General features: G+C 60.3%; 8 protein-coding genes. 4 read left to right on the forward strand and 4 right to left on the reverse strand.

Annotated elements, in window-relative coordinates:
* Positions 1-6 precede the first annotated feature (6 nt).
* Complete coding sequence (gene pepN, locus AB7M26_RS17260) at positions 7-2,664, forward strand: aminopeptidase N (protein WP_123495095.1); 2,658 nt, start codon at positions 7-9, stop codon at positions 2,662-2,664.
* A gap of 216 nt (positions 2,665-2,880) precedes the next feature.
* Here pepN and AB7M26_RS17265 read toward each other — a convergent pair whose 3' ends face one another.
* The 4 genes from AB7M26_RS17265 to AB7M26_RS17280 form a co-directional block, all read right to left on the reverse strand.
* Positions 2,881-3,279 (reverse strand): putative zinc-binding protein, encoded by a 399-nt coding sequence (locus AB7M26_RS17265; protein ID WP_123495094.1) that lies wholly within the window; start codon positions 3,277-3,279, stop codon positions 2,881-2,883.
* Positions 3,280-3,353: 74 nt separating this feature from the next.
* Positions 3,354-4,028 carry a Crp/Fnr family transcriptional regulator gene (locus AB7M26_RS17270; RefSeq protein WP_063340214.1) on the reverse strand — a complete coding sequence of 225 codons (675 nt, stop codon included), beginning with the start codon at positions 4,026-4,028 and terminating at the stop codon, positions 3,354-3,356.
* An 86-nt stretch (positions 4,029-4,114) separates the two neighbouring features.
* Positions 4,115-4,762 carry a two-component system response regulator NarL gene (gene narL, locus AB7M26_RS17275; protein WP_008067117.1) on the reverse strand — a complete coding sequence of 216 codons (648 nt, stop codon included), beginning with the start codon at positions 4,760-4,762 and terminating at the stop codon, positions 4,115-4,117.
* Positions 4,759-6,561, reverse strand: a complete 1,803-nt coding sequence (locus AB7M26_RS17280) for a HAMP domain-containing protein (RefSeq protein ID WP_123495093.1) — start codon at positions 6,559-6,561, stop codon at positions 4,759-4,761. Before AB7M26_RS17280 ends, narL begins: the two co-directional genes overlap by 4 nt.
* 303 nt (positions 6,562-6,864) lie before the next feature.
* On the opposite strand from AB7M26_RS17280, the gene AB7M26_RS17285 reads away from it, so the two are divergent.
* The 3 genes from AB7M26_RS17285 (at position 6,865) to AB7M26_RS17295 (ending at position 13,387) form a co-directional block, all read left to right on the forward strand.
* Positions 6,865-8,169 carry an MFS transporter gene (locus tag AB7M26_RS17285; RefSeq protein WP_123495092.1) on the forward strand — a complete coding sequence of 435 codons (1,305 nt, stop codon included), beginning with the start codon at positions 6,865-6,867 and terminating at the stop codon, positions 8,167-8,169.
* Positions 8,147-9,544: a NarK family nitrate/nitrite MFS transporter gene (locus AB7M26_RS17290; protein ID WP_008067109.1), complete on the forward strand. Its 1,398-nt coding sequence runs from the start codon at positions 8,147-8,149 to the stop codon at positions 9,542-9,544. The genes AB7M26_RS17285 and AB7M26_RS17290 overlap by 23 nt, the downstream gene beginning before the upstream one ends.
* Before the next feature lie 69 nt (positions 9,545-9,613).
* Positions 9,614-13,387, forward strand: a complete 3,774-nt coding sequence (locus AB7M26_RS17295; RefSeq protein WP_123495091.1) for a nitrate reductase subunit alpha — start codon at positions 9,614-9,616, stop codon at positions 13,385-13,387.
* Position 13,388: the final 1 nt, after the last annotated feature.

The following is a 13,388-nucleotide window of genomic DNA, read 5'->3' on the forward strand; positions in this document are numbered from 1 at the left end:
TCCAGTATGCGCACCGAACAACCGAAGATGATCTACCTGAAGGACTATCAGGCGCCCGAGTACCTGATCGACGAGACGCACCTGACCTTCGAGTTGTTCGAGGACCACAGCCTGGTCCATGCGCAACTGGTGATGCGCCGCAATCCTGAACGTGGCCCGGGTCTGCCGCCGCTGGTGCTGGATGGCCAGCAACTCGATCTGCTGTCGGTGACGTTGGCCGATCGCGAACTGAGCGCTGCCGACTATCAGCTGACCGAGAATCACCTGACCCTGCACCCGGCCAGTACAAGCTTCACGGTCGACACCAGCGTCAGGATCCACCCGGAAACCAACACCGCCCTGGAAGGCTTGTACAAATCCGGCACCATGTTCTGCACCCAGTGTGAAGCCGAAGGTTTCCGCAAAATCACCTATTACCTCGACCGCCCGGACGTGATGAGCACGTTCACTACCACGGTGGTCGCCGAGCAGCACAGCTATCCGGTGCTGCTGTCCAACGGCAACCCGATTGCCTCGGGGCCCGGCGAAGACGGCCGGCACTGGGCGACCTGGGAAGACCCGTTCAAGAAACCGGCCTACCTGTTCGCGCTGGTGGCCGGTGACCTGTGGTGCGTCGAAGACACCTTCACCACCATGACCGAGCGCTCCGTGGCGCTGCGCATCTATGTCGAGCCGGAAAACATCGACAAGTGCCAGCACGCGATGAACAGCCTGAAGAAGTCCATGCGCTGGGACGAAGAGGTTTACGGTCGCGAGTACGACCTGGACATCTTCATGATCGTCGCAGTCAACGACTTCAACATGGGCGCCATGGAAAACAAGGGCCTCAACATCTTCAACTCCAGCGCCGTGCTGGCCCGCGCTGAAACCGCCACCGACGCCGCACACCAGCGGGTCGAAGCGATCGTTGCCCACGAATACTTCCACAACTGGTCGGGCAACCGTGTGACCTGCCGCGACTGGTTCCAGTTGTCGCTGAAGGAAGGCTTCACCGTGTTCCGGGATTCGGAGTTCTCCGCCGACATGAACTCGGCCACGGTCAAGCGCATCCAGGACGTGGCGTACCTGCGCACCCACCAGTTCGCCGAAGACGCCGGCCCGATGGCCCACGCCGTGCGCCCGGACAGCTTCATCGAGATTTCCAACTTCTATACCCTGACCGTGTACGAAAAGGGTTCGGAAGTGGTCGGCATGATCCACACCTTGCTGGGCGCCGACGGTTTCCGCAAAGGCAGTGACCTTTACTTCGAACGCCATGACGGCCAGGCCGTGACCTGCGACGACTTCATCAAAGCCATGGAAGACGCCAACGGCGTTGACCTGACTCAATTCAAGCGCTGGTACAGCCAGGCCGGCACTCCACGTTTGGTGGTGAGCGAGTCCTACGACGCCGCAGCAAAAACCTACAGCCTGACCTTCCGCCAGAGCTGCCCGGAAACCCCGGACAAGGTGGAAAAACTGCCGTTCGTGATTCCGGTGGAACTGGGCCTGCTGGACAGCAAGGGCGGCGAAATGGCCCTGCGTCTTGCCGGTGAAACCAGTGCTCAAGGCACTTCGCGGGTTATTTCGGTGACTGAAGCCGAGCAGACCTTCACCTTCATCGACATCGCTGAAAAGCCGCTGCCTTCATTGCTGCGCGGCTTCTCGGCGCCGGTGAAACTGAGTTTTCCGTACGATCGCGATCAGCTGATGTTCCTGATGCAGCACGACAGCGACGGCTTCAACCGCTGGGATGCCGGCCAGCAATTGTCGGTGCAGGTTCTGAAAGAGTTGATCGAACAGCAACAGAAGGGCGAAGCGCTGGTGCTGGATCAGCGTTTGGTTTCAGCACTGCGTACCGTGCTGTCCGACGAGACGCTGGATCAGGCCATGGTCGCTGAAATGCTCTCGTTGCCGGGCGAGGCGTATCTGACCGAGATCAGTGAAGTGGCTGACGTAGACGCTATTCACACGGCTCGCGAGTTTGCCCGTAAGCAATTGGCTGAAGGTTTGTTCGAGGCATTGTGGCTGCGTTATCAGGCTAATCGCGATCTCTCGAAGAAAACGCCGTATGTGGCCGAGGCCGAGCATTTCGCCCGCCGCGCGCTGCAAAACATTGCGCTGTCGTACCTGATGCTCAGCGGCAAGCCGGAAGTGTTGGCGGCAACCCTCGAGCAGTTCGACACCAGCGACAACATGACTGAACGTCTGACGGCGTTGGCGGTGTTGGTCAACTCGCCATTCGAAGAGCAGAAAGCCACGGCGTTGGCGACCTTCGCCGAACACTTCAAGGACAACCCGCTGGTCATGGATCAGTGGTTCAGCGTTCAGGCCGGCAGCACATTGCCGGGCGGTCTGGAGCGGGTCAAAGCCTTGATGCAACACCCGGCGTTCACGATCAAGAACCCGAACAAGGTGCGGGCACTGATCGGCGCGTTTGCCGGGCAGAACCTGATCAACTTCCACGCGGCCGACGGTTCCGGGTATCGGTTCCTGGCGGATCTGGTGATCGAGCTGAACGGATTCAACCCGCAGATCGCTTCTCGCCAACTGGCGCCGCTGACTCGGTGGCGCAAATACGACAGCGCTCGTCAGGCGTTGATGAAAGGCGAGCTGGAGCGGATTCGCGCTTCGGGGCAACTGTCCAGCGATGTGTTTGAGGTGGTTAGCAAAAGCCTGGCCTGAGTTTGGCCTTGTTCCCGCAGGGTTCACTCGGATCCCTGTGGGAGCTGGCTTGCCCGCGAAGGCGGCCTGATAGCCGACCTGTCTCTTGCAGATGTACACCAATCAAATGTGGGAGCGGGCTTGCTCGCGAAGGCGGACTTACATTCAACATTGATGTCGACTGACAGGGCCTCTTCGCGAGCAGGCTCGCTCCCACATTTGGATTTTCGTTGGCCCTCAGGCCATCGTTTTCTGCCGGCTTTCATGCTGGCGAGCATCACTGGCAATCAACTGCCTGATCCCTTCAAACAACTCATCGCTCTGCGCCTGCGTGCAGTCCTCACCATGGCGTTTACGCAGCCCGTAATGGCTGAGAATCAGATGCACATCAGCATGCAGCCCATGTTGCTTGAGGCAGTTTTCAACACATTGCAACGGGCAACCATCCAGCGCGAAGATCCGCCGCCCCGAGCGTGCCTTGTTGACCAGCGCCGCCACATGCCCGCCGACACCAACGATGCAGGACATTTCAGCCAGGCCACTGCGGTCCAGTCGCACGGCCAGGGTATTGGCCAGTTGGGCGACGTTGGAGCAACCTGAGCAGGAGTAAACCAAAGGCAGGGTTGAACGGGGCATTTGCACTCTCCGTGGATGGACGCTGCCAGTGTGCAAGGCGCTTGGCATTGCGCCTTGATGGCGGTCAATTCCGACTACTGGAAAGCCGCGAGCTCCTCTTCAGCGAGAATGCTGATATGGCGACGCTCCATGGCGATCAGGCCGCACTCCACCAGACGATGCAAAATCCGCGAGAAGGTTTCCGGCTGAATCCCAAGCTTCGACGCCACCAGGCGTTTGGACACCTGCAAGACAATCTGGCCGGTAACCGGGTGGCGTTCCTGGAACAGAAAATTGATCACCCGACGAGTCGCACTGGCCATGGTCAAGGTATCGATGTCGCGCAGACGCAGGTGCAGGTGAACGCTCATGCTCGCGAGGATCGCCAGACAGACCTTCGGCTGGTCCTCCAGGGCATTGCGGTAATGGTTGCCCTCGATACTCACCAGCACGCTGTCCTTCAGCGCCGTGGCGCTCACCGGGTAGAGCCGGGCCTGGCTGAACAGCAAGGCTTCGGCAAAGGTCTGGCCGGGCTGGATGATCTCTACCAGATTTTCCTGGCCTTCGCCGGTGAGCCGGTACAACTTGACCTGGCCGCTGACCAGCAGGAAAAAACGCCTGGCCGGATCCCCTTGATGCATGAGGGTGCTGTGACAACTCAGGCGCTTGAGCATGGCCAGGCTGCAGACTTCCTCGAAGACTTTCTCCGGCAGTTGGCTGAACAGATGATGACGGCGCAACGTTAAAACGATGGAAGGGTGGGTCAGCATGGCGTACCTCCGCTGACCGTCATAGTAGAGAGCGCAGGCCAATTGACCTATGCCTCTGCAGGCCTACCTCCAAGGAGGGATGCCTGTCAGCCTGCACTGCGCAGATGCTCCATGGCCCACACCGCTGCTTCTACCCGCGAGCGCAAGCCGAGTTTGTGCAGCAGGTTCTTCACGTGGACCTTGACCGTCCCTTCGGTGATGCCCAGCTTGTGCCCGATGACCTTGTTGCTGAAGCCGCTGGCGATGGTTTTCAACACCTGACGCTCACGCTCGGTCAGCTCCACCACGGCCTGGCGTGCAGGCGCGCGCAGTGCCTGGGCCATGACTTGAGTCAGGCCCGGGCTGATGACCAAGGCGCCGTTCAAGGCATCGCGGATGTACTGGATCAACAGTTCCGGTTCCATGTCCTTGAGCAGATAACCGTCGGCATCCAGGCGCAGTGCATCGCGAATATCGTCTTCTGCATCCGACACCGTAAACAGCAGCACTTTGCCGGTGTAGTGCATCGCCCGTAATCGGCGCAGGGTTTCGATGCCATTCATTTGCGGCATGTTGTTGTCGAGCAAAACCAGATCCGGTCGAAGCGGCTCAATCAGACCGAGTGCTTCTTCACCCTGGCTGGCTTCGCCGACGATCAGGAAATCATCTTCGAGTTCGAGCATCTGGCGAATGCCGTGACGCATCATCGGGTGGTCGTCTACCAGCAGGATTCTGTGTTGCGGGGACGGTGTCATAGGGTGCTGCCTTCTGTTTGCTGCCCGAGAAATTCCGGGTGGAATTCCAGTTGGACACGGGTGCCTTGGGGTTCCCTGGAAAGGATCTGCAGCTGGCCGTGCAAGCTGCGAGCCCGCTCATCCATGATGTTCAGGCCGTGGTGTTCGCGTTGGTCGACATTGCCGCTGAAGCCGCGACCGTCGTCTTCGACCGACAACCTGACTGTCTCGCCATCTTGGCGCAGTTGCAGCCAGGCGTTTTGCGCGTGGGCGTGGCGCAAGCAGTTGGAGAGCGCCTCGCGGGTGATCTGCAGAATGTGGATTTGTTCGCTGGCCGATAGCTGAAAGGCCAGGGTGTCGACGTGCAGGTGCACCTGGAACTCCCCGCGACGGGAAAACTCCTCGGCGGTGTCCTTGAGTTCCTGCACCAGTCCCGCGTCGTGGATCTGCAAACGAAAAGTCGTCAGCAACTCGCGTAACTGGCGATAGGCATTGTTCAGTCCCTCGCGCAATTCGGCGGTGACGGTTTCCAGAGTATGGACCGGTTCGCCCCGGCGCATCAGGGTCTGCATGCGGCTGACTTGCAGCTTCATGTAGGACAGGGCCTGGGCCAGTGAATCGTGCAGCTCGCGGGCGATGATCGTGCGTTCTTCGAGCAGCAGCAGGCGATGATCCTGTTCCCGTTGGCGCTTGAGCGAGAGTGAGGTGCCGATCAGGTTGGCCAGGGCCTGGATCAGTTGGGTTTCCCAGGCTTGCATGGGGTGCCCGTCGACAAAGTGCGCCTTCAGCTCACCCAGTTCACTGCCCTGGTTGCTGATGCTGAAGGCTTGCGGATTGGCTTTGTGGTGCTTCTGGCAAGTGGCGCAGTCGCTACTGGCGCAGACTTCGCGGATGTTCGCGCCATGCAGGGCCAGTAACTGTTGGGCCGGTGCCTGCAGTTGACCTTGCAGGCACAGCGACAGACGCAAGCCGGGCAGGCGTTGCTGGAAGCGTCGAATCAACTCATCCAGGCCTTCGGCATTGGCCAGGCGTGTGGCCAGGCTTCGGCTGCTTTGATACAGAAGCTCCAGGGCGGCATTGGCTTGTTGCAGGTTCAGGGTTTTTTGCCGGACCTGACTTTCCAGGGTGCGATGCGACTCTTCGATCGTCTCGGCCATGGTGTTGAAACTCGTGGCCAACTGGCCCAGTTCATCCTGGGACTGATGGTTGACCCGCACCTTGAAGTCGCCGCGACGAAAGCGCTGGGTGGCGTCCACCAACTCCTTGAGGGGCGTGACGACACCGTACTGCAACTCGTACAACCCGATCAGCAGGACAATCATGGTAGTGAACAAGGCCAGGCCCTGGATCGCCTGTTGCCAGCCCTGCTTTTGTTCGCTTTGACGCTGCAACAGGTTGACGAACTGGTTCAGTTGTTCAACGAAGGACAGTGCCTGGACCTGAAAATAGGCAGCATCGCCGCGCAGCAGTGCGGGGAGTAAATCCTCGTTCCATTGTTGCTGGATTTGCCTATAGCTGACTTGCAGGGCGGCGGTGGGGCCATCTTCCAGCACGGCCTTGAGTGACTGGCTGGTGAGACGGGTTTGCAGGCTGTCGGTGATGGCGGCGATTTCTGAGGGCGTTGCACCCGCGGCCAGTTTCCAGCTCAGGTGATAAGTCTCCATGCGCACCGAGCCTGCGGTGTTGATGGCGGCGGCATCGCCCTGGCTGAACCAGGCGATCAGTCCGGCGCTCAGCGAACTGGCGAGCGCCAGCACGGCGATCAGGATCACCGCCAGCCCGGCGCGAGCGGGCAGGGAGCTGCGCAACCAGCGCATCATCGGCGCAGGTCCCGGAAGACATCAGGAAAACAGAGCATGTGCAGCACCAGAATGGGTTTTGCCGCCGATCCGGGGCGCGCTACCTCTAAAGAGTTGTCGACAGTTCCTTGTCGGCAAAAACGTCGGTTAAAACTCTTAACAAGCTGATAAATAAAGGGTTTTAACACTTTCTAGCACTACCTCCTTAGAGGTAGACCGCACAAGCATAGGCCTATGCCCCCTTGGGCTTCGTTGACATGGGTCAAGTTTTTGCGGGGTTGCCCTCTCTAGTCTGCCGCCATGGCTAACTGACTGGAGAGCATTGTGAACCCACCGCGTGTACGACAAGGCTTGGTGCTGGGCATGAGCACGCTGGCCTTCACTGTGTGCTTTATGGTCTGGATGATGTTTGCCGTGCTCGGGGTGCCGATCAAGGACCTTCTCCAGCTCAACGAAACCCAGTTTGGCCTGCTGGCCGCGACCCCGGTGCTGACCGGCTCGTTGGTGCGTTTGCCGCTGGGCCTGCTGACCGACCGCTTTGGCGGGCGCAGCGTGTTCTTCCTGCTGATGCTGGCCTGCGTCGCGCCGCTGTATTTGATCAGTCACGCCACCGCCTATTGGCAGTTCCTGGTGCTGGGCTTGTTCGTCGGCCTGGCCGGCGGCTCGTTCTCGGTCGGGATTGCCTACGTCGCCAAATGGTTCGACAAGGAGAATCAAGGCTTCGCCATGGGCATCTTCGGCGCCGGTAACGCCGGGGCTGCGGTGACCAAGTTTCTCGCCCCGGCACTGATCGCTGCCGGCAGCTGGCAACTGGTGCCGAAAGTCTTCAGCGCGATCCTCTTTATTACCGCGCTGCTGTTCTGGTTTCTCAGTGCCGAAAACAAGGACCACCGCAGTGCATCCGGCGCTACCTTGCGTGAGCAACTGCGCTCGTTGAAAGACCCTGCGGTGTGGCGCTACTGCCAGTACTACTCGATCGTCTTCGGTGGCTACGTCGCCCTGGCCCTATGGATGACCAAGTACTACGTGCAGGAATACGGTTTCAGCCTGCAAAGCGCGGCGCTGCTGGCGGCCTGTTTTTCCCTGCCCGGTGGCGTGCTGCGCGCCGTCGGCGGCTGGATGTCAGATCGCTGGGGGGCGCAAAGCGTGACCTGGTGGGTGTTGTGGGTCAGCTGGATCTGCCTGTTCCTGCTCTCGTATCCCCAGACCCAACTGCAAGTGCAGACCATCGACGGCCCGGTGGATTTCCACATCGGCCTGAGCCCCGCGCTGTTCACCGTGCTGCTGTTCGTCATGGGCATCGCCTTCGCGTTCGGCAAGGCCTCGGTTTTCAAATACATCGCCAATGACTACCCGAAAAACATGGGCGCGGTGTCCGGCATCGTCGGCCTCGCCGGTGGCCTGGGTGGCTTTGTGCTGCCGATCCTGTTCGGCGCCCTGGTGGACCTCACCGGCGTGCGCTCTTCCTGCTTCATGTTGATGTACGGCGTGGTCTGGGTCTCCCTCACCTGGATGTACTTCAGCGAAATACGCAAAAGCCCGGTGCTGGGTAAAGCGCCGCTGCTGACCCCGTCCCCGATTTCCAGCATTGCCCTAGGAGAAGAACATGTCCGTTCTGCAAAAGCCTGACAAAGGCCCGGTCATCCATGACTGGCGCCCCGAGGACCCCGCGTTCTGGGGAAGTAGCGGCAAACAGACCGCCACGCGCAACTTGTGGATTTCCATTCCTGCGCTGTTGTTGGCCTTCGCGGTGTGGATGGTCTGGAGCACGGTGATTGTGCGTTTGAACGCCATCGGCTTCACCTTCACCACCGACCAGCTGTTCTGGCTGGCGGCGTTGCCGGGGTTGTCCGGCGCGACCTTGCGCGTCTTCTATTCCTTTATGGTGCCGATCTTCGGTGGCCGTCGCTGGACGGCCCTGAGCACCGCGTCGCTGTTGTTGCCCTCGATCTGGATGGGCTTCGCCGTGCAGGACCCGAGCACCTCCTACAGCGTGTTCGTGTTGATTGCCTTGCTCTGCGGTTTTGGTGGCGGCAACTTCGCCTCGAGCATGTCCAACATCAGCTTCTTCTATCCCAAGTCGCAGCAGGGCACGGCCCTCGGCCTCAACGCCGGGCTGGGTAACCTGGGCGTCTCGGTGATGCAATTCTGTGTGCCGCTGGTGATTACCTTCGGTGTGTTCGGCTTCATGGGCGGCTCGCCGCAAGCACTGCCGGACGGTGGTCAGTTGTGGCTGCAGAACGCCGGCTTCATTTGGGTACCGTTTATTGTCCTGGTGACGGTGCTGGCCTGGTTCGGCATGAATGATCTGTCCAGTGCTCGCGCTTCGTTCAGCGAACAGGCGGTGATCTTCAAGCGCAAACACAACTGGCTGATGTGCTGGTTGTACCTGGCGACCTTCGGTTCATTCATCGGTTTCTCCGCCGCGTTTCCGCTGCTGATCAAAACCTCGTTCCCTGACGTGATTGCCTTGAAATTCGCCTTCCTCGGCCCGTTGGTGGGTGCGCTGGTTCGTCCATTGGGCGGCTGGCTGGCGGACAAGCTCGGTGGCGCAAAAGTGACCTTGTGGAACTTCGTGGCGATGATCGCGATGGTCTTCGGCGTGATGCACTTTTTGCCGCAGAACGGTACCGGCGGCAACTTCTACGGCTTCCTCGGCCTGTTCATGCTGCTGTTCATCACCACTGGCGTCGGCAACGGCTCCACCTTCCGCATGATCCCGGTGATCTTCCGCACCCAGCATGAAAAAGCCTCGGCCGGAAAACCGCCAGCCGTACGCGAACAAGCGCTCAAGGATGCCGGTAAAGAATCGGCCGCCGTCCTGGGCTTCAGTTCGGCCATGGGCGCCTTCGGTGCGTTCTTCATTCCCAAATCCTTCGGCTCTTCGATGGCCCTGACCGGCGGCCCGGAGATGGCCTTCTACATGTTCGTCGGCTTTTACCTGAGCTGCATCGTGGTGACCTGGTGGTGGTACGCGCGCAAAGGCGCCGCGACACCCTGCTGAGACGACCCGAATTCAATCATTGCGTGGGCGGGGCACAGACTCCGCGACAAAGCCTGAGAGGACTACACCGTGAGTCATTTACTGGATCAATTGCGGTTTTTCAACCGTAAGCAAAACGAGTTTTCCGACGGTCATGGAGAGACCCGCAAAGAGTCTCGCGACTGGGAGAACGTCTACCGTTCGCGCTGGCAGTACGACAAGATCGTGCGTTCTACCCATGGGGTGAACTGCACCGGCTCCTGCTCGTGGAAAATCTACGTCAAGAACGGCCTGATCACCTGGGAAACCCAGCAGACCGACTACCCGCGTACCCGCAACGATCTGCCGAACCATGAGCCCCGTGGCTGCCCCCGTGGTGCCAGTTACAGCTGGTACATCTACAGCGCCAACCGGCTCAAGTACCCGAAAATCCGCAAGCCGTTGCTCAAGCTCTGGCGCGATGCGCGGCAGACCATGGCGCCGGTCGAAGCCTGGGCCAGCATCGTCGAGGACAAGGCCAAGGCTGACTCCTATAAAAGCAAGCGCGGCATGGGTGGCTTCATTCGTTCCAACTGGGAAGAAGTCAACGAGATCATTGCAGCGGCCAACGTCTATACGATCAAGCAATACGGCCCGGACCGGATCGTCGGCTTCTCGCCGATCCCGGCCATGTCGATGGTCAGCTACGCCGCAGGCTCGCGTTACCTGTCGCTGATCGGCGGTGCCTGCCTGAGTTTCTACGACTGGTACTGCGACTTGCCACCGGCCTCGCCGATGGTCTGGGGCGAGCAGACCGACGTGCCGGAATCGGCCGACTGGTACAACTCCAACTACATCATTGCCTGGGGCTCCAACGTCCCGCAGACCCGTACCCCGGACGCGCACTTCTTTACCGAAGTCCGTTACAAGGGTACCAAGACGGTGGCGATCACCCCGGACTACTCGGAAGTCGCCAAGCTCACCGACCTGTGGCTGAACCCTAAGCAGGGCACCGATGCGGCGCTGGCCCAGGCGTTCAATCATGTGATCTTCAAAGAGTTCCACCTCGACAAACCGAGCGTTTATTTCACCGACTACGCCAAGCGCTTCACCGATTTGCCAGTGCTGGTGCTGCTCAAGCAAATGGTCGACAAGGCCCCGGGCGCCGGTTACCAGCCGGACCGCTTCCTGCGCGCCAGCGACCTGACCGACAACCTCGGCCAGGAAAACAACCCGGAATGGAAAACCATCGCGCTGGATGTCAGTGGCGAACTGGTGTCCCCTCAGGGCTCCATCGGTTATCGCTGGGGCGAGAAGGGCAAGTGGAACATCCTGCCTCGTGAAGGCGGCGAAGGCCGAGAGATCGATCTGAAGCTGAGCCTGATCGGCGATGACGTCGCCGAAGTGGCGTTCCCGTATTTTGCCGGCGAGTCCCACGAACACTTCCAGCACGTGGCCGGCGAAGCTGTGCAATACCGCCGCGTGCCGGTGCATAACGTGGTGCTGGCGGACGGCAGCGTGGCCAAAGTCGCCACCGTGTTCGACCTGTCCGCAGCCAACCTGGCCATCGATCGCGGTCTCGGCGGCGCTAACGTGGCCAAGGATTACAACGACGCCTCAGTGCCCGGCACCCCGGCGTGGCAGGAGCAGATCACCGGCGTCAGCCGTGAGAAAGCCATCCAGATTGCCCGTGAGTTCGCCGATAACGCCGACAAGACCAAGGGCCGCTCGATGATCATCGTCGGTGCGGCGATGAACCACTGGTACCACATGGACATGAACTACCGCGGGCTGATCAATATGCTCATGCTCTGCGGGTGTGTCGGCCAGACCGGTGGCGGTTGGGCGCACTACGTTGGCCAGGAAAAACTCCGTCCGCAATGCGGCTGGCTGCCCCTGGCGTTCGGCCTGGACTGGAACCGTCCGCCTCGCCAAATGAACGGCACCAGCTTCTTCTACGCCCACAGTTCGCAATGGCGCCACGAGAAGATGAGCATGCACGACGTGCTCTCGCCATTGGCCGATAAATCGCAATTCCCTGAGCATGCCCTGGACTACAACATCCGCGCCGAACGCGCCGGCTGGTTGCCCAGCGCACCGCAACTCAACACGAACCCTTTGCACATTTGCCGCGACGCCGCTGCGGCCGGCATGGACCCCAAAGACTACGTGGTCAAGTCGCTGCAGGACGGTTCACTGCGCTTCTCCTGCGAACAGCCGGACAGCCCGGTCAACTTCCCGCGCAACATGTTTATCTGGCGTTCCAACCTGCTGGGCTCCTCGGGCAAGGGCCACGAGTACATGCTCAAGTACCTGCTGGGCACCAAGAACGGGGTGATGAACGAAGACATCGGCCAGGTCGGCGACTGCAAACCCGAAGAAGCCGAATGGGTGGACGAGGGCGCCATCGGCAAGCTCGATCTGGTCACCACGCTGGACTTCCGCATGTCCTCGACCTGCGTCTATTCCGACATCGTCTTGCCGACCGCGACCTGGTACGAAAAAGACGACATGAACACCTCGGACATGCACCCGTTCATTCACCCGTTGTCGGCGGCTATCGACCCGGCGTGGGAATCGCGTTCCGACTGGGAAATCTACAAAGGCATCGCCAAGGCGTTTTCCAGCATGGCCGAAGGCCATCTGGGCGTTGAAAAGGACCTGGTGACCATCCCGTTGATGCACGACAGCGTCGGCGAACTGGCCCAGCCGTTTGGCGGCACCGACTGGAAAAGCGCTGGCGTGGCACCGGAGCCGGGCAAGAACGCGCCGAACCTGCACGTGGTGGAGCGTGACTACCCGAACATCTACAAACAGTTCTCGTCCCTGGGGCCATTGCTGGAGAAAAACGGCAACGGCGGTAAAGGCATCAACTGGAACACCGAAGACGAAGTGAAATTCCTCGGTGAACTCAATCACAAAGAGGGCGACGCCGGCATCAGTCACGGCCGTCCGAAAATCGATACGGCGATCGATGCTGCTGAAGTGATTCTGTCGCTGGCGCCGGAAACCAACGGCCAAGTCGCCGTCAAGGCCTGGGCCGCGCTGTCGGAATTCACCGGCATCGACCACAGCCACCTGGCGCTGTCCAAGGCCCACGAGGCGATTCGTTTCCGCGACATTCAGGCGCAGCCGCGCAAGATCATTTCCAGCCCGACCTGGTCGGGACTCGAAGACGATCACGTCAGCTACAACGCCGGTTACACCAACGTTCACGAAGGGATCCCATGGCGAACCATCACCGGTCGCCAGCAGTTCTACCAGGATCACCCGTGGATGCAGGCGTTCGGCGAGCAACTGATGAGTTATCGCCCGCCCGTCAACACCCGCACCATCGAAGGGGTGAAAGGCAAGCGCAGTAACGGCCACAAGGAAATCGTCCTGAACTGGATCACCCCGCACCAGAAGTGGGGCATCCACAGCACCTACAGCGACAACCTGCTGATGCTCACCCTCAGCCGTGGCGGGCCGATTGTCTGGCTCTCGGAGAACGACGCGAAAAGCGCCGGCATCGAGGACAACGACTGGATCGAATGCTTCAACGTCAACGGTGCACTGACCGCCCGGGCGGTGGTCAGCCAGCGCGTCAAGGACGGCATGGTGATGATGTATCACGCACAGGAACGGATCGTGAACGTGCCCGGTTCGGAAACCACCAAGACCCGTGGCGGCCACCACAACTCGGTCACCCGCGTGGTGCTCAAACCGACCCACATGATCGGCGGCTATGCCCAGCAGGCCTACGGTTTCAACTATTACGGCACGGTCGGTTGTAACCGCGACGAATTCGTCGTGGTGCGCAAAATGTCCAAAGTCGACTGGCTCGATGGTTCAAGTGGCGATGACCTGCCACGTCCGCTGCCGACCGATATCGAGGAGAACTGAG

The organism is Pseudomonas sp. F-14 TE3482, assembly GCF_053629455.1.

What these genes read in the sequence shown, in the direction of transcription:
- AB7M26_RS17290 (WP_008067109.1), top strand. Translation starts at nt 8,147, where the DNA reads ATGTCCGTTCTGCAAAAGCCTGACAAAGGCCCGGTCATCCATGACTGG.
- pepN (WP_123495095.1), top strand. Translation starts at nt 7, where the DNA reads ATGCGCACCGAACAACCGAAGATGATCTACCTGAAGGACTATCAGGCG.
- AB7M26_RS17265 (WP_123495094.1), bottom strand. Translation starts at nt 3,279, where the DNA reads ATGCCCCGTTCAACCCTGCCTTTGGTTTACTCCTGCTCAGGTTGCTCC.
- AB7M26_RS17280 (WP_123495093.1), bottom strand. Translation starts at nt 6,561, where the DNA reads ATGATGCGCTGGTTGCGCAGCTCCCTGCCCGCTCGCGCCGGGCTGGCG.
- AB7M26_RS17270 (WP_063340214.1), bottom strand. Translation starts at nt 4,028, where the DNA reads ATGCTGACCCACCCTTCCATCGTTTTAACGTTGCGCCGTCATCATCTG.
- narL (WP_008067117.1), bottom strand. Translation starts at nt 4,762, where the DNA reads ATGACACCGTCCCCGCAACACAGAATCCTGCTGGTAGACGACCACCCG.